This is a genomic window from Ochrobactrum sp. EDr1-4 (genome assembly GCF_049199085.1).
Classification (GTDB): domain Bacteria; phylum Pseudomonadota; class Alphaproteobacteria; order Rhizobiales; family Rhizobiaceae; genus Brucella.
Genome location: NZ_JBLZOF010000002.1, coordinates 896,929 through 919,862, shown reverse-complemented (window position 1 = coordinate 919,862; position 22,934 = coordinate 896,929). Strand labels below are relative to the sequence as shown.

Here is a 22,934-nt window from a genome sequence, read left to right as displayed (position 1 = left end):
CGAATGCTTAACATTAGAGCTAATTCCCTCGAGTTTAGGCTTACATCTCTTACATATACAATTATCCAAATATTTAACCGGCGTCCCTAGTATTTTACATATTTATAAAAATATTTATTAGCGCTAACATCATAGTAATTTTAGCGAAATAATTCATCACATAAAGCAACCCGTTCACCAGCGTTACGAAGCGGAAATAATGAATTTCTCGCGGCTAACATCTGCTCGCAACACCGTTTGAAATCATCATGAAGCGCTCTAAATTTTTGTTTAGCGCGCATCTGGGGGCGAAAGCCGTTCCATACTTTTCGGGATACGCCCTATTCCCGCGATAAAGGCAGCTTGCTCCCAGCAAGATGCCGCTCGGTCAGTGCCCGTTCCTCAACAATCGAATAACGAAACCGGAATAGTTTGGCGGGACGCCCACCAGTTTCACTATCGCTTTCGCCCGTTTCCTCAACCAAGTCCTGTTGCTCAATCAAACGACGAAAGTTCTGCTTGTGAAGACGTAAACCAGCCAGCGCTTCAACAGTTCTTTGAAGTTGCAAGAGTGTAAAATTATCGGGCATTAATTCAAAAACAACAGGCCTATATTTGATTTTGGCACGCAACCGCGCAATGGCCGTCGCCAGAATACGACGGTGATCGGCAAACATATGCTGCCCATTTTGAGCACTCGCGATACCGGCCTCGCTTACGAGCCCAGCCTCATAAAGAAGCTCATAGCGCTGAAGCACAAGATCTTCATTCCAGCGCTCGCCATTAAGCCCAAACGAAAATGCTACACGCCTTAGCCGCTGCGATACAGCATCCGCAGATTTGGCTGTATGCGCCCATGCCGTGAGACGATCACTCAATTGATGGACGCCATCTGGCACGCCCTGCCTGTGATCTTCCCATGGCAAATAATCGTACCAGCCGCGCCAGCTCGCCTGATGCGAGGCAACATCGACCTCCCGCACAAGCCCAAGATAGCTGATTGATATTATGCGCTCTCCCTGTCTATGCCGATCACGATCAGCAAATGTATAGAGCTGTTCAAGATAACCAACAGGATGGGCCGTTTCGGCCTGCACCCAGGCGCGCAATCCGGATTGGAGAGACCTATGCTCCGATTCAAACGGGCCGGAAGGGAGAGCAATGCCTTGCCGAACAGTCATAATACGAGGCTGTTCGCCAGTAACTGCACAAAGTGCTGCAATCAATTCCGTATGAGCAAAATCATCAGTCAATCAAGCGCTGCTTTCGTCAAAACACTCTTATGTATAATCTCCCAAACAATAAGGTATAGTTTTTCAATACGCTACCGCAGATAGCCAATCGAAACGCGGTTTTCGCTGAACCAGTGGCCAAAACTGATGGTCATGGTGTCACATCAAACCCAAACCATTTCATCGATAGTCGTTTGATTGTGCCATCAGTTTTCGCGGCATCAATCCCGCCCATCATCAAATCCTTCAGGCCGCGCAAAACATACGGATGTCGATACTCTTGTGTTTCGATAGAAGGTCGTGTCGCAACACGTGTTTGTTCACTGAAAACCGAGGCCATAAACCCAGTAAAAACCAAAACGCCGCCCAAAGGGCGGCGCTTCAAACAAAAATATTATCTCGATTATGGCGTTACGTCGAAGCCGAACCACTTTTCGGAAAGCTTCTTGATCGTGCCGTCAGCCTTGGCAGCTTCGATGGCTTCGTTGAACATCGCCTGAAGTTCTGGCTCGTTCTTACGAATGCCAACAGCAACACCACGACCCAGAATGCCGCCCTTGAAGAAAGGACCAGTCATGACGAGGTCTTCATTGCCTGGCTTCTTGGCAGCATCCGAAAGGTAAGCAAGCGAAGCAACAACCAGATCGACGCGACCGGACTTCAGGTCTAGATCGTGCTGGTCAGTGGTCTTATATTCGCGGATGTCGGTTGAATCCTTGAAATACTTGTCGAGAAGCGAAAGACCGAGCGAAGCGGTCTGAACGCCAACGGTACGACCCTTGATTTCAGCTGCAACCTCATCAATCACCTTCTGGGACGCAGCTTCGTCTTTAGCAAGATAAAGCGTTTCGCCAGTGTGGGGCAGCTTGGCAAAAGGGCTGTCTTTCAGCGTTGCAAAGGTCTGTGGTGTCAGGCCATAAGAAACGGTGAAGTCAATGGTTTCTTCGCGCTTTGGCGTAGCGGTGAGGCCAGCCATGATCGCGTCGAACTTGCCAGCATTGAGCGCTGGAATGATGCCGTCAAAAGGCTGTGCAACCAGCGTGCACTCAACCTTCATACGTGCGCAAAGATCTTTGTAGAGATCGACTTCGTAACCATCCAGCGTGCCGTCTGGCTTTGTGAAGTTATACGGACGGAAAGCGCCTTCGGTCGCAATCGTGATCTTGTCCCACTTCTTGCCTTCTGCATGTGCAGAAGCAGTTGTGAGAACCAGTGCCGAAACGAACAGGGCTTTGAACAAACCTGTAGTCTTCATTTGACTTACCTTACTAAAGTTATCTGCTGCCCCGCCTTGTGGCATAGATCAGCAATGTTTGAAATAATCAGGCAGCGTTTTCGTGGCTGATAAACTTGCGGAAACGCTCGGATTTTGAATTGCCGAACACGTCTTCAGGCGCACCATCTTCTTCGACCAATCCCTGATGCACAAAGACCACGCGATTGGAAACATCACGGGCAAAACCCATTTCATGTGTGACGACCAGCATCGTGCGGCCTTCTTCAGCAAGGCCGCGCATAACGCGCAGTACTTCGCCAACCAGTTCCGGATCGAGTGCCGAAGTCGGCTCGTCAAACAGCATAACCTTCGGCTTCATCGCGAGAGCACGCGCAATCGCCGCACGCTGCTGCTGGCCACCAGACAAATGTGCCGGATAGAAATCGCGCTTGTCAGCAATGCCGACCTTGGCGAGCAAAGCTTCCGCCTCTGCCACGCATTCGGCACGCGAACGGCCCTGCACATAGATCGGCGCTTCGATGATATTTTCGAGAATGGTCTTGTGCGACCAGAGATTGAAGCTTTGGAAGACCATACCGAGTTCAGAGCGGATACGCGATACCTGCTTCTTATCAGTTGGGTAGGCTTCGCCCTTCGAGTTCTTCGCCATGCGAATGGCCTCACCCGAAACAGTCACGGTGCCAGACGTTGGTGTTTCCAGCAGATTGATGCAACGCAGGAATGTCGATTTGCCGGAGCCGGAAGAGCCGAGGATCGAAATCACTTCGCCTTCGCGCGCTTCCAGAGAAATGCCCTTAAGCACTTCATTAGCACCGAAGCTCTTGCGCAGATTTTCGACTTTCAGAGCCACGTTCGACGTCACCGGGGATGTTGGAGACACAAGTTTACTCACGATGATTTTCCTTCGGTGGCGGTTTTGACGACGGGCTGACGCAGATAAGGCGTAAGCTTATATTCAGCGAACATGAGCACGCGTGTCAGAACGAAGTTGATAGCAAGATAGATCGCGCCCGCAATGACGAACACTTCAATCGCACGATAGGATTCTGCGATCAGCTTGGCGGCGATGCCTGTTACTTCCATCAAGGTGATGATGGAGGCCAGCGACGTTGCTTTGACCATAGAGATCATTTCATTGCCATAGCCCGGCAGCGCCTGACGGATTGCAAGCGGCATCACAATGCGACGAAAGCTTGTGAAGCGCGACATGCCACAGGCTTTGGCCGCTTCGATCTGACCACTTGGAACTGACAACAGACCACCACGGATAATTTCACTGGCATAAGCTGCGTTGTTCAAAGTCAGCGCGATGATCGCACACCAATAGGGTTCGCGCAGGATCGGCCACAGAAACGAATAACGGACTGACGGAAACTGGCTGAGACCATAATAGATAATGAATATCTGAACCAGAAGTGGCGTACCGCGAAATACGAACACATAAAGACGCGCGATCCAGTCGAGAACAGTAATGCCCGACAGACGCATCAGCGCAAAAAGTAGAGCCAGAATGGCGCCAAAGACAATCGAGCTCGCCGCAAGCTGAAGGGTCAGCGGCACGCCGCTCATCATCTGCATGAAGGATTCGGTATAGAACTGAAAGTTCATGATGCCCTCCGGACGCCGCGCGAAAAGTGGCGCTCAGCTTTTTGCAGAATGGTGCCGGAAACCGACGAAATCAGCAGGTAAAGCGCACCAGCGATCAGGTAGAAGTTGAATGGCAAGCCGGTAGAACCTGCCCCAATCTGGGCCTGACGCAAAATATCAACAACGCCGACAACGGAAATCAGCGCGGATTCTTTAAGCGCAACCTGCCAGACATTGCCGAGGCCCGGCAGCGCATGACGAAGTGCCAACGGTGCAATAATACGGCGAAATTTGAGCGCCTGTCCCATGCCACAAGCAGAGGCCGCTTCAAGCTCGCCCTTGGAAACGGCACGAAATGCACCACGGAATACTTCCGTATGATGCGCACCGCACGAAATGCCGATTGCAAGCACACCAGCGAGGAATGCCGGAAATCCGACAAAACCCTGCGCGCCGAAGAAACGGCCAATTGCTGTTACAGCGGCACTACCGCCGAAATAAAACAGATAGATCACCAGAAGATCGGGAATGCCGCGAATGATTGTGGTGTACGCATCTGCAACGCCACGAAGCGTGCGTCCGCCGGAGATTTTGGCCCAAGCCGCAAACACACCAATGATCGCGCCAAGCAGATAGCCGACGACAGACAATGCTACAGTGACGAGCACCGCCATCATCAGCACATGGCCCCAGCCGTCAGGTCCAAAGCTTAGAATATCGAGAAAAGCCTTCATGATGCCTCAGGCCGTGTGGGGGATAGGGGAATAAACGTCATCTTGTTTTCCGGGTATCTCTTTTGGGCTGGTGCTTACTTATCAGAAACAGGCAAGGCTGGTTGAACATTATCCGGGATCGGGTTCACAAAAACAGCACCATTCAACGTCTTGACATGATCTTGCTTGGCTTTATCGATCTGCTCCGGATTGAGAAACAACTCTATCGCTGTGCTGCCCATAATTTTCGCCGCATGCGCCATGCCCTTGTGCGCCGCAGGCAATTTACCCTGCGCCACCATCTGCCATGAATGAAGCGGAGTACCGATTGCGCAGGTTGCACCGCGCATTTGAACTGTTGGAACGACCCAGCTTACGCTTCCCACGTCGGTAGAACCAACAAGCGAATTATCGCCCTTATAAGGCTCATAAACACCTTCGCAAAGCGCTATTTCAGCTTTTGGTTGAACACCGAAACGACGAAATGCATCGGAGATGTCATCTTTGGTAAGTGTCGCCTGAAAGCGCTTTGCCGTTTCGCGATCCTGATCATCAAAAACCGGCGGACCGAGACGATCAAGCTCCCGCTGCATCAGCTGTTCCAGCGCCGGATTGCCAATCAGATTGGCGTCACCACTGACAATCTCGCTTTTGACCGTGGTTTCAGTCATCAGAGCCGCACCGTCTGCGATCTTTTTTACGCGCTCCAGCAGAACCTGCATTTGAGGCAAATCGAGTGCGCGGATCAAATAACGCACGCTGGCTTTCGCTTGCACGACATTGGGTGCAAAACCACCCGTATCAGTGACAGCATAGTGAATGCGTGCGGATGACGGCATATGCTCGCGCATATAGTTCACACCGACATTCATCAGCTCTACGGCATCGAGCGCGCTGCGCCCAAGATGCGGAGCGGATGCAGCATGCGCCGCGCGACCCGTGAAGTTAAAATTGATTTCATTACAAGCCAGTGAAACAGGATCGTTAACGCCGGCAAAAGGTGCTGGGTGCCAGCAGAAAGCAATATCGACATCATCGAACAAGCCTTCGCGCACCATAAAGCCCTTGGCAGATCCGCCTTCTTCGGCAGGGCAGCCATAATAGCGAACTCGGCCCTTGATGCCATTCGCCTCGAGATAATCCTTGACTGCAGCCGCTGCCAGAAGTGAACCGGAACCGAGCAAATTATGGCCGCAACCGTGACCGTTGCCGCCCGCTTCAATCGGCTGTTCTTCCACTACACCTGCAAACTGACTCAAACCGGGAAGCGCATCAAATTCGCCAAGAATAGCGATGACCGGACCGTCTTCACCCGCCTCGCCCATCACGGCAGTCGGCAGGCCAGCAATACCAAGCTGAACACGGAAGCCTTCGGCCTCAAGCTGTGCCGCATGCGCGTCGCTCGATTTATATTCTTCGTAATTGGTTTCAGGATTATCCCAAACTGTATCGCTCAGTTCGAAATATGCCGCGCTCTTCGCGTCAACAATGTCCCAAATGTCATGGTGATTTTTCAACTTGGCTCTATCGCTCGCGGCTCATGTTTTCGGACTTGCGGGAGAAATGGCAGGTCAAGGACAGTAAGAGGACCAAGATCTAAATCCCCATTTCGCCGGATTTTTATGGCTGAAATGTCTGGTCTGACTTCCGTCAAAGAAGAGAGCGCTCCTCCCGAGCTGTACCTAGAGGTACTGCATATCAATGGCAACCGATATAAGTGAAATTGCACAAAACACACAGCTCAACCAACATTTTGGCTAACCAAAACACCCATATTGATAAGAAGTCGCTGACATAACCGGAATCGATTGCATCAAAAAAGCCGCATGACAATGTCACACGGCTTTCTGGATCTATTCAGATCGGGCTTAGAAGTCCCAGTCGTCGTCTTCGGTCGCAACAGCTTTACCAATGACATAAGACGAGCCGGATCCTGAGAAGAAGTCGTGGTTCTCATCGGCATTCGGAGAAAGCGCCGAGAGGATCGCCGGATTAACCTTGCAGGCCTCCGCCGGGAACAACGATTCATAACCGAGGTTCATGAGCGCCTTGTTTGCATTATAATGCAGGAACTTTTTGACGTCTTCAGTCAAGCCGACGCCGTCATAAAGCGCTTCGGTATAACGCACTTCATTGTCGTAAAGCTCAAGCAACAGATCAAAGGCAAAATCCTTGATTTCCTGCTTTTTCGCTTCATCAAGCTTCTCAAGCGCGCGCTGATACTTATAGCCGATATAATAGCCATGAACGGCTTCATCGCGGATGATCAGGCGGATGAGGTCAGCCGTGTTGGTAAGCTTTGCGCGGCTCGACCAATACATCGGCAGATAGAAGCCCGAATAGAACAGGAAGCTTTCCAGAAAAACGCTGGCAATCTTCTTTTTCAGCGGGTCTTCGGAATTATAGTTGTCGAGGATAAGCTGCGACTTCCTCTGCAAGAACTCATTTTCTTCCGACCAGCGATAGGCATCGTCCACATCAGGCGTCAAACACAGCGTCGAAAAGATCGACGAATAGGAACGCGCATGAACCGCTTCCATAAAGGAAATGTTCGATAGAACAGCTTCTTCATGTGGGGTGGATGCATCGTCCATCAGTGTCACAGCACCAACGGCATTCTGGATCGTATCCAGAAGCGTCAAGCCTGTGAAAACACGGATAGTGAGCTGCTTTTCTTCGGCTTTCAACGTTTCCCAAGACTGAATATCGTTGGACAGCGGCACTTTTTCCGGTAGCCAGAAGTTGCCGGTCAAACGGTTCCAGACTTCGAGGTCTTTATCGTCTTCGATCCGGTTCCAGTTGATGGCACGAACCACAGCCGGCTTTTTGGTATTGTCTTTTTTAAACTGCATATTCATTTGTCTCTACCTTGGTTGGGATCAGCGTGAGATTCTGGCTGTGGCATGCCGAAAATGGTGGGGTTCGAGAACCGGAGCGCAGCGTACATAAAGTACGTGAGCACCGGCTTGCAGAACGACGTCATTTGCAGGCTGCCAGAGCCTGAATATTCGCGATCCTAGAGAGCGCAGGATACGCAGCCTTCAACCTGCGTACCTTCGAGCGCCATCTGGCGCAGGCGGATGTAATAAATCGTCTTGATGCCCTTTTTCCACGCGTAAATCTGCGCCTTATTGATATCGCGTGTCGTCGCGGTATCACGGAAGAACAGTGTCAGCGACAGACCCTGATCGACGTGCTGCGTTGCCGCTGCATAAGTGTCGATGATCTTTTCCGGACCAATCTCATAGGCATCCTGATAATATTCCAGATTATCATTCGTCATGAAGGCAGCCGGGTAATAAACGCGGCCAATCTTGCCTTCTTTACGGATTTCGATCTTGGAAACAATCGGGTGGATCGAAGAGGTCGAGTGGTTGATGTAGGAGATCGAACCTGTTGGCGGCACGGCTTGCAGGTTCTGATTATAGAGCCCACCTTCCATCACAGCCTTTTTCAACGCCTGCCAATCTTCTTGCGTCGGGATCGAAATACCAGCGGTCTCGAACATCTCACGAACGCGGTCTGTTGCAGGCTCCCAAGTCTGATCGGTATATTTGTCAAAATATTCGCCGGTCGCATATTTCGACTTCTCAAACCCCTTGAACGAACTGCCCTGCTCTACTGCCAAAAGATTGGAAGCGCGGACAGCGTGATAAGCCACCGTGTAGAAATAGATATTGGTGAAATCGACACCTTCTTCTGAACCATAATAGATGCGCTCACGAGCGAGGTATCCGTGCAGGTTCATCTGGCCGAGGCCGATGGCATGGCTTTCATCATTGCCGCGCGCAACCGAAGGAACCGAACCGATATGGCTCATGTTGGCAACAGCCGTCAGTGCACGGATCGAGGTTTCAATCGTCTTGCCGAAATCCGGGCTATCCATCGCAGCTGCAATATTGAGCGAGCCGAGATTGCAGGAAATGTCCTTGCCGAGATACTCATAAGACAGATCTTCGTTGAAGATGCTGGCTTCACTGACCTGAAGAATTTCTGAGCAGAGATTGCTCATGGTGATGCGGCCATCAATCGGATTGGCGCGGTTCACCGTATCTTCAAACATGATGTAAGGATAGCCGGACTCAAACTGGATTTCCGCCAGCACCTGGAAGAAATCACGCGCGTTGATCTTCTTCTTGCGGATACGACCGTTATCGACCATTTCACGGTATTTTTCAGTGATCGAAATCTCGGTCATCGGCACGCCATAGACGCGTTCAACGTCATAAGGCGAGAACAGGTACATATCCTCGTCGTTCTTCGCGAGCTCGAACGTAATGTCCGGGATCACAACACCAAGCGACAGTGTCTTGATGCGGATTTTTTCGTCGGCATTTTCACGCTTGGTATCGAGGAAGCGCATAATATCCGGGTGATGGGCGTGCAGATAAACCGCGCCCGCGCCCTGACGCGCACCAAGCTGATTGGCATAGGAGAATGAATCTTCCAGAAGCTTCATCACCGGAATAATGCCGGAAGACTGGTTCTGGATTTGCTTGATAGGCGCACCGGATTCACGAATATTGGTCAGGCTCAGTGCCACGCCGCCGCCGCGCTTTGAAAGCTGGAGCGCGGAATTGATTGAGCGACCAATCGATTCCATGTTGTCTTCAACGCGCAACAGAAAGCACGAGACCAGTTCGCCGCGCTGCTTTTTGCCAGCATTGAGGAAGGTCGGTGTTGCTGGCTGATAACGGCCCGAAATGATCTCATCGACCATTTCGCGTGCGTGCTGCTCGTTACCGCGGGCAAGAGCCAAAGCCACCATGCAAACGCGATCTTCGTAGCGCTCGAGATAGCGCTTACCGTCGAAGGTTTTCAGCGTATAGCTGGTGTAATATTTGAAAGCGCCAAGGAAGGTCGGAAAGCGGAATTTCTTGTCATAGGCATGATCAAAAAGATCGCGCACGAAATTGAAGGAATACTGGTCCAGCACTTCCCGCTCGTAATAGCCTTCTGTTACCAGATAATCGAGCTTTTCACGCAGGTTATGGAAGAACACGGTGTTCTGATTGACGTGCTGAAGGAAATATTGCTGGGCCGCCTGCCGGTCACGATGCAGCTGAATCTTGCCGTCATCATCATAGAGGTTCAGCATGGCGTTTAGCGCATGATAATCCAGCGAAGTTTCAGCGAGCTTTGATGGCTTGCTTCCTGATGCAGCGCTCGTTGCGGTGCTGGTCGCTGAGGATGACGCATGCTTTTCCGAAGCAGCGACCGTCTCGCGCTCACGGGTCAAGGTTGTGTCTGCCGTGTCCAAAATCGTTCCATCCCGTCTTTAACATTGCCAAGGTCTTCGTCCGTTCCCAAAAGCTCAAAGCGATAGAGGTATGGAACCTGACATTTTTCCGAAATTATTTTGCCTGCAAGGCCAAAGCCTTCGCCGAAATTGCTGTTCCCAGCGGCAATAACACCGCGAATGAGGGATCGGTTATCCGCATCGTTAAGAAAGCGGATGACCGGCTTGGGAACAGCGCCTTTCGCGCCACCGCCGCCATAGGTTGGGGTCACGAGCACATAAGGCTCGTTCACCCGCAACAGATCAGCATCGTCTTCATGGCTTTCCAGCGGAATACGCTTTGAGCGCATCCCAAGACGCATCACGAAGCGATGCGTGTTCTCCGAACGGCTGGAAAAATAGACAATCTGGCCCATCACAAACCCTAACAGCGATTGGGATTAGGCGAGCGAGCTGATCATATCCGGGCGGAAACCAGCCCAGTGGGCTTCACCAGCAACAACAACCGGCACCTGACGATAGCCAAGACCCTGAACCAGATCATATGCGTCGCTGTCTGCGGAAATATCGATGACAGCATATTCAATGCCCTGACGATCAAGTGCGCGGGTGGTGGCAGTGCACTGGACGCAGGCTGGCTTGCTATAGACGGTGACGTTCATTTTTTCCTCACTGGGGATAAGGGATTTTCAACAGCAATCCGAGGCCGCATTGCACCGGATCACGCTTGAAAATGAGATTTTACTGGCTGCGCTTTACGCGAACGAACACGCAAAAAACATTCACGCATTGCGAAATGCGTGCGACAAATACAAAAACTGCGGGGCAAAACACTCTTAAGAGCGCGTGTCCTGTAAACTAACCCGTACCGGGCGGACCGGAACTACTCGGCTTTAAATCAATCGACATGCTTTTCACCCCGAAGCTTGGAGGGGATATTCGGAGCGGCAAAAGACACGGCAAAACTATGCCAAAATCCTATTACGCACCAACTGACACCCCGCCCGTTGACGTTCTTGTTCAAGGCAGGTCTCCTGGCTCACGGCTTAGCGCCTTTGCCCACCTTCCCGGTTTAACCCAGTGGCATTCGGACATCGGCTAACCGCTTACAGTTGCGGGGGCAGCTACGGCTTAGCCACATCCATCATGGATATAACGCACCGTATTCCCATCTTCGCTTTCAATTCTCACGAATCGCAAGAACCTTGAACACAAGATATAGTATCTGAAGTTAAAAACTCGTCAACGGATAGACGGATCAAATTTATTTAATCTTGGCTAAATTGAGGCTTGCCTGTGAATAGCAGGGATAACGCGGGAGGGCATTCACCAATGCGCGAGCAAGCGAGTCGAACCGATTCATAGCGGCTAACGCACACCATGTCTGGACGCCGCATGGTTCATCCACATCTAAGAACACTATCGAGTGCCTAAATATAAAAAGCCAGAAATTGCCTCTTCAATAATATTCCGATAAATTAGAGCTCAATATGGGCAAGCGCGATCCATTCCGCCTTTTGACTGCCTTTATTACAAATCAATTTGGAGTAAAAATTGCATAGTGAACAATCTATTTTAAAAACATCAATAGCAGTTACAATTTTTATTGCCGGTTTTGGCGTCGCCTTTGGCCTTTTGTCAGGATCATTTTCAATTGTTTTTGACGGTGTTTATATGCTGGCAGATGCTGCGATGAGCGGACTTGCGCTTATGGTTGCTCGACTAATTACCTTGTCTGCGCTTGCTGAACCGCCAAGCGGTAAATTGCGTGATCGATTCACCATGGGTTTCTGGCATCTGGAGCCAATGGTCCTCGGCCTCAATGGTATTATGCTAACCGGCGTGGCGATTTACGCCCTTATCAATGCGATTGGCAGCTTGATGGATGGCGGGCGCGATCTCGAATTCAGCTATGCGATTTTTTATGCAGTGGTTGCACTGATCGCCTGCCTTGGCATGGCGTGGCTGGAGACGCGAGCCAACCGCAAACTCAAGTCAGATTTTATAGCACTTGATGCCAAGGCATGGATCATGTCCGGCGGCATTACTGCTGCACTCCTCATCGCCTTCACGGTGGGCTATGCAATCCAGGGCACTCATCTTGACTGGCTAACGCCTTATATTGATCCAGCGGTTCTCGCGCTGGTTTGTATCGTGATTATTCCGATGCCAATCGGAACGATCAAACAGGCATTGGCCGATATGCTGCTCGTCACACCCCTCGATCTGAAGGAACACGTTGATACCGTGGCGCGGCAAGTAGTCGAACGACACGGCTTTAAATCCTATCGCGCCTATGTCGCAAAAGTGGGCCGAGGCAAGCAAATGGAACTCTATTTCATAGTACCCCGTGACCTGCCAGCAAAGAAGCTTGAGGAATGGGATGCCCTGCGTGATGAAATTGGCAACGCGCTTGGCGGTGAAGGCCCCGATCGCTGGCTGACCATTGCCTTTACCACCGATGTAGAATGGGCTGTTTAAAAACGAATCCATTAGCGCCCATCGTTTTTGCGAGAATTGTTGAGCCGATTACCGTGCTTTTGGGGTCACAACAGCATCAGATCGTTCAATAACCACAACTATGCCATTCCAATTCGCTAAAACAATTCAACAGTTTAAAAAATGTTTCAGTTTCACCACCGAAACGTGATCGCGGAATGCGTTGACTATTAACACTTCGTTAACCACAGTTTGTTGCAATATGTTACATTGCGTTATCGACAAGGTGGTTACGAATTGAAGGCATTCCGGCAGATAAAACAGCAATCCCTGAACGCAGGGCATCGCACTGCCATGTCTCAAATGACGTCATTTTGGGGTCTGATGCGCGCCTATTGGGTGTCGGATCGCTGGAAAGAAGCCTGGGCGTTAACGGCTGCGATTTTCATCTTCACCGCCTTTATCAGCAAGACGACGGTTTGGGTGGCGGAGGCCTCCGGCCATCTGATGAATTCCATCGTCAATGTTAAAAGCGCGCCGGTTCAAAACCCGTTACTGGCCATTGCGCTCAATGCTGGCGTGCTGATCCTGCTCATGCTGGGCAAGGATGTGATCCTTGTGGGCTTCCGGCATCTTCTATCCACCACCTTGCATCGCAAATGGCGCAAGTGGCTCAATGACAGCTTCTCCGATGCGATGCTCGACCGCAACCACACGCACTTCCATCTCCAGCAAGGCAAAGGTGCAAACCTTCCCGACAACGTAGACCAGCGCTTGCAGGAATCCATCAAGGGCATGACAGGTGGTGCCATCGGCCTTGTTATGGGTATTGTCGGAGTTGTGCTCTCGGCATTCTTTATCGGCCAGAAACTGCTCGAAATCTCAACCGAAGTCAGCGGCCTTGAGTTTCTCGGTTCTTATGGCGGAGCTGTTTTGGCGTTCGCTGCGATTGTTCTCTATGTGCCTATCGGCACGTTCATTGCCATTAAGATTGGTCGCAAGCTGGAACAGCTCAATCTCGGCATGCAAAAAGCGGAAGGCTCTTACCGCGGCGAATGGACCACATTGCTGCGCCGCAGTTTCCAGATTTCTGCGTCCGATGGCGAAAGAGTTCAGCGCTCAGTCAATAAGCGCCTTTACAAAGATGTAGACGGAACATGGAACCGCCTTAACCGCTTCGATGCCGCCTATCTCGCTTTCTCGCAAGCCTATGGCTTCCTGTCCAATCGCATCATCGCCTATATCCCGGGCATCGTGCCCTATATGAGCGGTGCGGTTAGCTTCCGCAATTACGTAACGGGCGCTGAACTGGTCGCTGCCATGATCAATGATTGCTCATGGTTTATTCAGGTTATGCCTGCCATCGCAAATTTGCGTGCAAATGCGGGTCGTGTCATGGGGCTGGCACAGTCAATCGAAGCTGTTCAGGAACCGGGCGCATTCTATGCCAAGTCCGGCGTCAATCGCTTTAGCTTTGCAACGCAACATCAGCGTTTTGGCCTTTCAGTGCGCAATCTTGCGCTCATGCAAGGACCGGACACGGAAACACCCTTTCTGCGCTCTGGCGTTATCAATATCCGGTCGGGCGATTGGGTCTATATGCGTGGTGAATCCGGTTCCGGAAAAACGTCTTTTATTAAAGCGCTGAATGGTCTCTGGGCTTATGGGGCTGGTGAAATCATCTATCCTGAAAGCCGGAAAACCATTTACACGCCGCAGGAAGCCAAATTTCCGAACGTGTCATTAAAGCAGCTCATCTGCCTTCCTGAAGCTGAGAGCGAGTTCAATGATCTTGCGGTCGCTTCCGTCTTGCATGAAGCAGGACTCGGAGAGTTTATTCTACGGATGAATGACGAGAATGCTGACGGCTCGGCATGGGACATGGTGCTTTCAGGTGGGCAGAAGCAGAAAATCATGCTCGCGCGCCTCTTGCTGCACAAGCCGTCCGTTATCTTTCTCGATGAAGCAACGGGCGCACTCGATCCTGCATCAAAACTGCGCTTCCACACCGCGCTCAAAACACATTGCTCGAAAGCAATCGTCATCTCGATCATGCATGAGGAAAAGCTGCCAACGCTCGAAACCGGCGAAAGCGTCTATTCCCATGTTCTCGAGATACAAAATGGTTATGTGTCGCTGAAGCCTGCTGATACGGCATATGAACCGCATGTTGCGCTGATAGCAGCGGAATAGACCTGCTCATCACGCCATAAATATACCCAAAAATAGCTGCCTATTAGAATGATAGCTACTTTCAGCACGTTCTATAAACTGTAACATACTCAAAACACTATTTTCCGAATCCTGCCGATTTCTCTGACGGACAATTCAATGACCTATATTCCTGATGCTCGCCGATACGATTCCGCAACCTTTCGCCGTGTCGGCAAGAGGGGTTTGAAATTACCCCCTATTTCGCTTGGTCTGTGGCACAATTTCGGTGACACAACGACGCTCGATCGACAGCGTGAAATTCTCTTTAAGGCGTTCGATCTCGGCATCACTCATTTCGATCTCGCCAATAATTACGGACCACCTGCGGGTTCTGCTGAAATCAATTTCGGGCAAATTCTGAAACATGAGCTTGCGGCCTATCGCGACGAGCTAATCATTTCGACCAAAGCGGGCTGGGATATGTGGCCGGGACCATATGGCGCGGGTGGCGGCTCACGCAAAGCGCTGCTTGCAAGCCTTGATCAGAGCCTCAAGCGCCTTGGCGTTGACTATGTAGACATCTTCTATTCACACCGCTTTGACGCGAATACACCGCTTGAGGAAACAGCCGATGCATTGGCGTCTGCGGTTCGCCAAGGCAAAGCGCTTTATGTCGGCATATCATCCTATTCCGGCAATAAGACCCGCGAAATCGCGAAACTACTTGAAGAGCGTCAGGTGCCCTTGCTGATCAATCAGCCGTCTTACAATCTGTTTAATCGCTGGATTGAAAAAGATCTGCTGGCCGCAAGCGATGAAGTCGGATCCGGCATCATTGCTTTCACACCGCTGGCGCAGGGTTTGCTAACCAACAAATATCTCAATGGCGTGCCAGAAGATTCGCGCGTCAATCGTCCGGGTGGTCACTTCCTGCATCAGGAACACCTTGCACCAGAAAACATCGAACGCGCCAAGGCTTTAAACGAGATTGCAAAGCGTCGCGGACAATCGCTGGCACAGCTCGCTCTTGCGTGGGTGTTACGCGATCCACGCGTTACTTCTGCACTGATCGGCGCAAGCTCCGCAAAGCAGGTTGAAGAGAACGTTGCAGCACTCAACAACCTTGCATTCACCGCGGAAGAACTCACCGAAATTGATCGCTATGCGGTGGAAGGTGGCGTCAACCTTTGGGAAAAGCCATCTCACGACGAGGCGGTTTAAACAACGCTTTTACACACTTCTTCAATGACAAAGCCCGAATGCAGATCCTGCATTTGGGCTTTATTTTATAGCACTATCGTGTTTCCCAATTGCGGGAACATGCACTCGACAAATCGCGCTGCCGTTGGCTGCGGTTCATGATTGGCAAGGCCCGGACGTTCATTGGCTTCAATGAAGACATAGTCGGGTGTCTCAGGCGATTTCACCATGAAATCAATACCGACAACCGGAATGCCAATTGCGCTTGCAGCCTTGCAGGCGGAATCGACCAGCGTTGGATGCACTGTGGCTGTTACATCATGAATTGTCCCGCCGGTATGAAGATTAGCGGCCTTACGCACCGTGATCTCGCGGCGGTCGTCAAGCACATCATCAAGTGTCAGGCTTTGCTGCTCGAGACAGCGTTTTGTCTCAGCATCAATCGGAATCCTACTTTCACCACCCGTTGCAGCCATTCGACGGCGCGACTGAACTTCGATCAGGCGGCGGATGGTTGATTTTCCGTCACCGATTACGCGTGGCGGGCGACGCACAGCGGCGGCAACCAGCTTATAATCGATAATTACCAGCCGCAGATCTTCACCCTCAAAGCAGACTTCAAGCAGCACTTGATTGCAGACTTCGCGTGCCTGCTTAATGGCTGAGCGCAGATCTTTCATTGTGGTGATGCCCACTGAAATGCCACGCCCCTGTTCGCCACGCGCAGGTTTTACAACCAGTTTCTTGTGCTTTGTAAGGAAAGCTTCCAGCGTTTCCTCATCCGCATCAGCGCCAATCTGTTCCGGTACGCTGAGCCCCGCTTTTGCCACAGTACGGCGCGTTACAGCCTTATCGTCACAAATAGACATAGCAACGCCGGAGGTCATTTCAGACAGGCTTTCGCGGCAATGGATAGAGCGTCCACCATGCGATAAGCGGAAGAAGCCGCCTTCCGCATCGGTGATTTCCACATGAACGCCACGGCGCAGCGCTTCATCAACAATGATGCGCGCATAAGGGTTAAGCGCATCAAGGGACTGGATCGGCTGGGCGAAAAACTTTTCGTTGATCGCGTTTTTACGTTTGATCGCGAAGAGCGGCACGCGACGGAATTTCAACTTCTCATAAAGCCGGATTGCGTTGTCATTGTCGTAAAGTACCGACAGATCGACATGATTGAGCCCGCGCGCCTGAAAATGCTCGGCAAGCTTGCGCACAAGCTTCTCGCCGATGCCGGGCTGTCGTGCCTGTGGATGCACAGCCAGGCACCAGAGCGAGCCCCCCTGAGCGGGATCATTGAACAGGCGCTGATGATTGATGCCGGTGACGGTGCCGACAATCTCGCCCGTTGCATCGTCTTGGGCTACAAAATAGGTGACAGCACGATTATCCCGCTCGCAGGAAAAGAAATCCGCGCGCAACTGCACCATACCACATGCGGCATAGACGGCATTGATGCCGTCTGCGTCGATTTCAGATATAGCACGGCGAATGGTGATGCCGCGCGTGCTGCGATTACTCGCACGATAGTTGGAAAGCTCCAGCCGATAGGTGTGCGACGGATCAAGGAAGATTTCCTGTGGCGCCTGCGACAGCAGCACGTGCGGATCACTGACATAGAACAGAATATCGCGGCTTAATGGCGCTTCGGCGCGCAACGCTTCAATGATCGCTTCATTGCTTTCAAATGTCTGGGCGAATAGCAAACGTCCCCAGCCGCAATCAAGCACTGTATTGCGGGTAACGTTGCGTTCGTCCGGCTGCGCGTGACCGTGCAGGTGCTCCTGATAGAAGCCCGCACCTTCGGGTGTGCGCATCCGTGTAAGCCGGTGCGAGAAAGCATTTCTGCCCCTTGCTTTCTGCCGCGTCATTTCAACCTCAGCTGTCTTTTTCATTTCAGGCCGCCTCTTGCGTCTGAAGCCACATTTCAAGCAGTCCGGCCTGCCAGAGCTCGGAACCGCGCAGCGGCGTAATATGATCGGAAGGGTTGGCAAACAAACGATCCAAATAGTCGCGTTGGAACAATCCGCGTTCGCGCGCCTGTTGCGATGACAGCGCGTCGCGCAGCATATCCAGATACGGCCCAGCGATATATTTGAGCTGCGGCACCGGGAAATAGCCCTTCTTACGGTCAATCACTTCACTTGGTATGATCTTGCGGGCGACGTCCTTGAGAATACCCTTGCCGCCATCACGCAGCTTTTCTTCAGGTGGCATACGCGCGGCAAATTCTGCGAGCTCATGATCGAGGAAAGGCACGCGTGCTTCCAGTCCCCAAGCCATGGTCATGTTGTCCACGCGTTTGACCGGATCATCCACCAGCATGATATTGCTATCGAGGCGAAGTGCTGCATCAACCGACGTATCTGCGCCATTGCGCAGCAAATGCTCTGCAATAAACTCACGGCTATAATCGCGATCTGACATCCACTCCGGCGAAAGCTGATTTGCAAGCACATCGTGCGAGCGGTCGCAGAAGGCTTTCGCATAATCGCTTACTACATCTTTAGAGCCGACCAGCGGCGGATACCAGTGATAGCCCGCAAAGACCTCGTCGGCACCCTGACCGGATTGCACGACCTTTATATGCTTTGAAACTTCCTTCGACAGCAGATAGAAACCGACATTGTCATAGGAAACCATCGGCTCAGACATGGCGGCAATCGTACCGGGAAGCGCATCCATCAGATCAGACGACGGCACAAAAATCTTATGATGGTCAGTGCCGAAATGCTTGGCAATCAGGTCGGAATAAACAAACTCATCGCCCTTTTCGCCGTTGGCCTCTTCAAAGCCGACAGAGAAACTCATGAGGCCAGTTTGTCCGGCTTCGGCGAGTAGACCAACAATAAGGCTTGAATCAACACCACCAGAAAGCAGAACACCTACCGGGACGTCAGAGATCATGCGGCGCTTGACGGCAACGCGCAGCATATCAAGAAGCTGCTCCTGCCAATCTTCACGGCTCATAGCGCGGTCGCCAGCCAGACGGCTATGCGGCGGCTGCCAATAGATGCGGTCGCGAAATTCGCCATTGGCCTGATAGACGCGGATGGTGGCCGCTGGCAGTTTGCGCACGCCGTTATAAATGGTGCGCGGAGCCGGCACCACAGCATGAAAGCTCATATAATTATGTAGGGCCGCGCGGTCGATAGAAGTATCAACACCGCCAGCTTTTACCAATGCAGGCAAGGTCGAGGCGAAACGCAGAGCGCCGTTAACCTCTGCCAGATAAAGCGGCTTGATGCCAAAACGGTCGCGGGCAAAAATCACCCGGCCGGTATCGCGCTCATGAATGGCAAAGGCAAACATGCCATAAAAGCGCGTTACGCATTCTTCGCCCCACGCGTGCCATGCCTTTATAATGACTTCCGTGTCGCCATCAGAGAAAAAGCGGTAGCCCTTGGTTTCGAGCTCAGCGCGCAATTCGCGGAAATTGTAAATGCAGCCATTGAAAACAACGCTGATGCCAAGATCTGCATCAATCATTGGCTGCTGGGATTTTTCCGACAGATCGAGAATTCTCAACCGCCGGTGACCCAAGCCAACATTGCCACGTACAATAATGCCAGCTGAATCTGGCCCTCTGGGGGCGAGAACGTCTGCCATTTTCGAGATTGCCGAAACCGACGGCGTTGCACCGTCGAACCTGACTTCTCCGCAAATTCCACACATAAAAAGGGTCGAAACCTCCATTGTAATCTACAAAAAATGAGGCCGTCGCGTGAGTTTTGGCGGCGGCCTGCATATTGGCTAATGCATGCGCGCCGGTATGGTTCCGAAATTTATGCGTTTTGTGGATTGTCGTCCGGCTTGAGATCCTGCTCGGCTGTTTCCGATGTCTGATGGGTAAAGCCCTTCACGCCTTTGGTCGTTTCTTCAGCGTCGCGCTTAATCTCAACGTCACTCATCGCATAATGAACGGTCAGTTTGGCAATTGAAGTCAGAGCGCTTGCGTGTATGCGTTCATAGCCATGCGAGGCATCAACACCAAAGGTCAGCAGTGCAGTTCGGACATCGTGACCGGCCTCAACCGCCGATGCTGCATCGGAGCGATAATAGCGAAAGACGTCTTTCTGAACCGGAATGTCGTGCTCTCCGCAAAGCGCGTAAAGCTTCTTGGTCAGATGATAATCGAAAGGGCCGGTCTGGTCGGCCATTGCAAGCGTTACGCCGAACTCTGACGAGTTTTGACCGGGTGCTGTGGTGCCGTTATCAATCGCCACCAGCGAGGCAATATCCGGCACGATTGCTGCCGATGCACCAACGCCCACTTCCTCAGCGATTGTGAAAATCCAGTAGCTATCAACGGGCGTTTCAATCTTTTGGCGTTGCATAGCTTCAAGGGAAGCCAGCATAATGGCCACCCCTGCCTTGTCATCCAAATGACGCGAAACGATGAAGCCGTTATCGATGAATTCAGGCATGGGGTCGACAGCAACAATATCGCCTACATCAATGCCAAGTTCGATCAGGTCTTCCTTGTTACGCGCCAGCGCATCTACGCGTAATTCGATATAATTCCAGCCAACCGGCAGCGTATCCACTTCTTCATTGAACGTATGGCCGGAGGCTTTCAATGGCAGAATAGAACCGCGATAGGTGCCTTTGGAAGAGAAGATGGAAACACGTGCGCCTTCGGCAAATCGCGCCGACCAATTGCCAATGGAAACAAGCTCAAGCCGACCGTTGGGTTTGAGATATTTCACTTGAGCGCCGAGTGTATCAAGATGAGAAACGATAGCACGCGCTGGCTTTTTTGATTTTCCGCTGCGGCGCGCGCGAATTGCACCGCGCCGGGTAAGCACCACCTCAAGGCCCAGACGCTCGAGTTCGCGTGCAACGAAATGCACCGCTTCATCTGTAAAACCTGTGGGGCTTGGAATTGCCAGCAGGGCTGATAATTTTTCGAGAAGATAATTCTGATCAATCGCTATTTGGGTCATGCGCGACAATGTATTGTCGTGTTGCTGTGCGTCAACCGCTCCAATTCATTTATAATAGCTGCCAATATTTTTTTAATATAATTTACTGATGCTAAATATAAAATTCAATTAATTTTGTTATTTTTTAATAGAAATAGGTTTATACTGCAAATGACGTTTCATATTTTAAGGATTGTAAAATGAAATTTGAAACATTGTTTTCAAGAAGGTCATTTCTAAAAACTGGAGTTGCCTTAACAGCAAGTTATCCGACATTATCAATGGCTTGTGGCTGCGAAAAGAATACGGCTTATGCGAGTGAAGAGGTTACAGACGCCGTGACAACTCTTGATTGTTCAATTGTGCCGGGCGAATATCTAAGCAAGGGCAAACGATACCGTATGCTGGCCTCTGACAATCCTTGGCCAATTATCGTGCGAGAAGACCTTGCCGCCGCGAAAGATGGCCGCGATACACGCCGAAAGCCAATCGCGGCTTTTGCTCATTTAACAGACCTGCATGTTATTGATGCGGCATCACCAAGTCACGCGGCATTCATCCGTCAATATGGCGGCCTCAATGGCGTCATCGACGGAGCACCGCTATCAAATGCCTGGCGCCCTCAGGATACACTAACATTGCAAGTACTCGATGCTATGGTCCGGCGCATCAATAGTGTCCGCAAGGGGCCGATCTGTGGACGTGATTTTGACTTTGCAATTTCCACCGGAGACAATGCCGATACCCGGGCAAAGCATGAGTTACATGCAGTGGTAACCACATTAAATGGCGGCGTCACCTCGATGTCGGCTACGGATGCGCCCTATATCGGCATTCAGGACAGTGTGTCGACCTCACCCGACGTATATGATGCTTATTGGCATCCCGAACCCGTTACCGGCAACCAGGCAGATGATCTTTGGAAACGCGCTTACGGCTATCCCGTCATTGAAGGTTTTCTGGGGCATATTAGTCAGCCTGTCGTCACGCAAGGGCTGAACATGCCTTGGTACACGGGGTTCGGCAATCATGATGAGCTGGACTTTGGGGTGTTTTCTGGCGGAAACTTCAGTGCCTTCGTTGCAGCAATGGCTGTCAGTGACCGCATCCCTGTTGCATTGCCCAAAGGAATGCAAGTTATTGATTTCATGGGTGAGCTGATTCAGGGCAATAGAACTCAACTTACCCAGATGCTTTCGGAATTACCATCAAGACCCGTGAAATCATCCCCACTGCGTAACCCTTTTACGAAGTCTGAATTCATTCAGATGCATCTCGATAATGATGGTCCTCACGGCCCGGCTGGACATGGCTTTTCGCAAGACAATCTGGACAAAAAAAACGCTTATTACCGCTTCCAAATGGCAGATGGCGTAACCGGAATTATGCTCGATACGACCAACCCGAATGGTGGCCCTGACGGTTCGCTGGACATTGATCAGGCCAAGTGGCTGGAAGACCAATTACAATCTGTTTCATCAAGTTATTATGCTGCCGACGGAACGCGCGTGACAACACAAAACCGCGATCAAATCGTGACGCTCTTCTCACATCACAACTCGATCACTTTCGACAATCTCAAACGTGCTCCAGCAGGACAGCCAGATGTGGAGCGATTAGGATCTGACGCATTCATAGCGCTTGTCTCACGCTACCCCAACGTTATTCTCTGGGTTAACGGCCATACACATTGCAACCGCATATGGAACCACTACAATCCACATAACCCGGTCAACGGTCTGTGGGAAATCAATACGGCTTCCCACATCGATTACCCGCAACAATCACGCACAATCGAAATCGTCGATAATGCAGATGGAACCCTCTCGATCTTCGGGATCGTGATCAACCACTCCTCGCCAGATTCCATTGTTCGGAGCGGACCTCAAACACAGGCATCACTTGCCGCTTTGAGTTTGGAATTAGCACTCAATGATCCCGCTCTCGATCGGGCATTCCGACTCGGCGCACCGGAAGACCTGAATGTGGAATTGGTGATCAACAAGCCGTTCGGTTAACCAAACCTGCCAACCAAAGTCATCAGGTTTGGGCTTTAGTGCCTTGCCAGCCTCACCCCCGGGTTGGCAAAGAAACAAAAGAGAACATGAACCGTTCATCATAGCTTTCTTCATCCACCGCTTTCACCAATTCGGACAAGACGCACGGACTATTTCGTATCGGATCGTGGCATCTTTACACGTTTAGCTCGCACAACAATTATTACATATT

General features: G+C 51.3%; 18 protein-coding genes and 1 riboswitch. Of the genes, 4 read left to right on the top strand and 14 right to left on the bottom strand.

The window, feature by feature from the left end:
* Positions 1 to 320 precede the first annotated feature (320 nt).
* The 11 genes from ACOZHT_RS10585 to nrdH all read right to left on the bottom strand — a co-directional run bounded on the left by ACOZHT_RS10585 (position 321) and on the right by nrdH (position 10,649).
* Complete coding sequence (locus tag ACOZHT_RS10585; RefSeq protein ID WP_339513370.1) at positions 321 to 1,232, bottom strand: NUDIX hydrolase; 912 nt, start codon at positions 1,230 to 1,232, stop codon at positions 321 to 323.
* A 130-nt stretch (positions 1,233 to 1,362) separates the two neighbouring features.
* Complete coding sequence (locus ACOZHT_RS10580) at positions 1,363 to 1,596, bottom strand: hypothetical protein (protein ID WP_421565678.1); 234 nt, start codon at positions 1,594 to 1,596, stop codon at positions 1,363 to 1,365.
* A gap of 18 nt (positions 1,597 to 1,614) precedes the next feature.
* Positions 1,615 to 2,466, bottom strand: coding sequence for a transporter substrate-binding domain-containing protein (locus ACOZHT_RS10575; protein ID WP_339513369.1), 852 nt, complete (start codon positions 2,464 to 2,466; stop codon positions 1,615 to 1,617).
* A gap of 67 nt (positions 2,467 to 2,533) precedes the next feature.
* Positions 2,534 to 3,340, bottom strand: coding sequence for an ABC transporter ATP-binding protein (locus ACOZHT_RS10570; RefSeq protein ID WP_339513368.1), 807 nt, complete (start codon positions 3,338 to 3,340; stop codon positions 2,534 to 2,536).
* Positions 3,337 to 4,056 carry an ABC transporter permease gene (locus ACOZHT_RS10565; protein ID WP_339513367.1) on the bottom strand — a complete coding sequence of 240 codons (720 nt, stop codon included), beginning with the start codon at positions 4,054 to 4,056 and terminating at the stop codon, positions 3,337 to 3,339. Before ACOZHT_RS10565 ends, ACOZHT_RS10570 begins: the two co-directional genes overlap by 4 nt.
* Positions 4,053 to 4,769 (bottom strand): ABC transporter permease subunit, encoded by a 717-nt coding sequence (locus tag ACOZHT_RS10560; RefSeq protein ID WP_339513366.1) that lies wholly within the window; start codon positions 4,767 to 4,769, stop codon positions 4,053 to 4,055. The genes ACOZHT_RS10565 and ACOZHT_RS10560 overlap by 4 nt, the downstream gene beginning before the upstream one ends.
* A 74-nt stretch (positions 4,770 to 4,843) precedes the next feature.
* Complete coding sequence (locus ACOZHT_RS10555) at positions 4,844 to 6,265, bottom strand: M20 family metallopeptidase (RefSeq protein ID WP_339513365.1); 1,422 nt, start codon at positions 6,263 to 6,265, stop codon at positions 4,844 to 4,846.
* 351 nt (positions 6,266 to 6,616) lie between these two features.
* Positions 6,617 to 7,606, bottom strand: a complete 990-nt coding sequence (gene nrdF, locus ACOZHT_RS10550; RefSeq protein WP_421565677.1) for a class 1b ribonucleoside-diphosphate reductase subunit beta — start codon at positions 7,604 to 7,606, stop codon at positions 6,617 to 6,619.
* Positions 7,607 to 7,764: 158 nt separating this feature from the next.
* Positions 7,765 to 9,870 carry a class 1b ribonucleoside-diphosphate reductase subunit alpha gene (nrdE, locus tag ACOZHT_RS10545; RefSeq protein ID WP_339513462.1) on the bottom strand — a complete coding sequence of 702 codons (2,106 nt, stop codon included), beginning with the start codon at positions 9,868 to 9,870 and terminating at the stop codon, positions 7,765 to 7,767.
* A gap of 113 nt (positions 9,871 to 9,983) precedes the next feature.
* Entirely contained in the window at positions 9,984 to 10,403 is a 420-nt protein-coding gene (gene nrdI / locus ACOZHT_RS10540) for a class Ib ribonucleoside-diphosphate reductase assembly flavoprotein NrdI (protein WP_339513363.1), read from the bottom strand.
* A 24-nt stretch (positions 10,404 to 10,427) separates the two neighbouring features.
* Positions 10,428 to 10,649 (bottom strand): glutaredoxin-like protein NrdH, encoded by a 222-nt coding sequence (gene nrdH / locus ACOZHT_RS10535; protein WP_339513362.1) that lies wholly within the window; start codon positions 10,647 to 10,649, stop codon positions 10,428 to 10,430.
* 345 nt (positions 10,650 to 10,994) lie between these two features.
* A riboswitch (cobalamin riboswitch) is annotated at positions 10,995 to 11,210 on the bottom strand.
* A gap of 331 nt (positions 11,211 to 11,541) precedes the next feature.
* On the opposite strand from nrdH, the gene ACOZHT_RS10530 reads away from it, so the two are divergent.
* The 3 genes from ACOZHT_RS10530 (at position 11,542) to mgrA (ending at position 15,801) form a co-directional block, all read left to right on the top strand.
* Complete coding sequence (locus ACOZHT_RS10530; protein ID WP_339513360.1) at positions 11,542 to 12,468, top strand: cation diffusion facilitator family transporter; 927 nt, start codon at positions 11,542 to 11,544, stop codon at positions 12,466 to 12,468.
* Between the two features lie 312 nt (positions 12,469 to 12,780).
* Positions 12,781 to 14,619: an ABC transporter ATP-binding protein/permease gene (locus ACOZHT_RS10525; RefSeq protein ID WP_339513358.1), complete on the top strand. Its 1,839-nt coding sequence runs from the start codon at positions 12,781 to 12,783 to the stop codon at positions 14,617 to 14,619.
* Between the two features lie 138 nt (positions 14,620 to 14,757).
* A complete protein-coding gene (mgrA, locus tag ACOZHT_RS10520) occupies positions 14,758 to 15,801 on the top strand; it encodes an L-glyceraldehyde 3-phosphate reductase (RefSeq protein WP_339513356.1) in 1,044 nt (347 codons plus the stop codon).
* Positions 15,802 to 15,866: 65 nt separating this feature from the next.
* Here mgrA and ngg read toward each other — a convergent pair whose 3' ends face one another.
* From ngg to ACOZHT_RS10505, 3 genes are all read right to left on the bottom strand, one after another.
* On the bottom strand, positions 15,867 to 17,675 hold the full coding sequence (ngg, locus tag ACOZHT_RS10515) for an N-acetylglutaminylglutamine synthetase (protein WP_339513354.1): 1,809 nt from the start codon (positions 17,673 to 17,675) through the stop codon (positions 15,867 to 15,869).
* Position 17,676: 1 nt separating this feature from the next.
* The gene (locus ACOZHT_RS10510) at positions 17,677 to 19,455 is read right to left on the bottom strand and encodes an N-acetylglutaminylglutamine amidotransferase (protein ID WP_421565676.1); all 1,779 of its coding nucleotides are present in this window, start codon (positions 19,453 to 19,455) and stop codon (positions 17,677 to 17,679) included.
* Positions 19,456 to 19,565: 110 nt separating this feature from the next.
* Complete coding sequence (locus ACOZHT_RS10505; protein ID WP_339513460.1) at positions 19,566 to 20,726, bottom strand: osmoprotectant NAGGN system M42 family peptidase; 1,161 nt, start codon at positions 20,724 to 20,726, stop codon at positions 19,566 to 19,568.
* Positions 20,727 to 20,986: 260 nt separating this feature from the next.
* On the opposite strand from ACOZHT_RS10505, the gene ACOZHT_RS10500 reads away from it, so the two are divergent.
* Entirely contained in the window at positions 20,987 to 22,723 is a 1,737-nt protein-coding gene (locus ACOZHT_RS10500; RefSeq protein WP_421565675.1) for a TIGR03767 family metallophosphoesterase, read from the top strand.
* Positions 22,724 to 22,934: the final 211 nt, after the last annotated feature.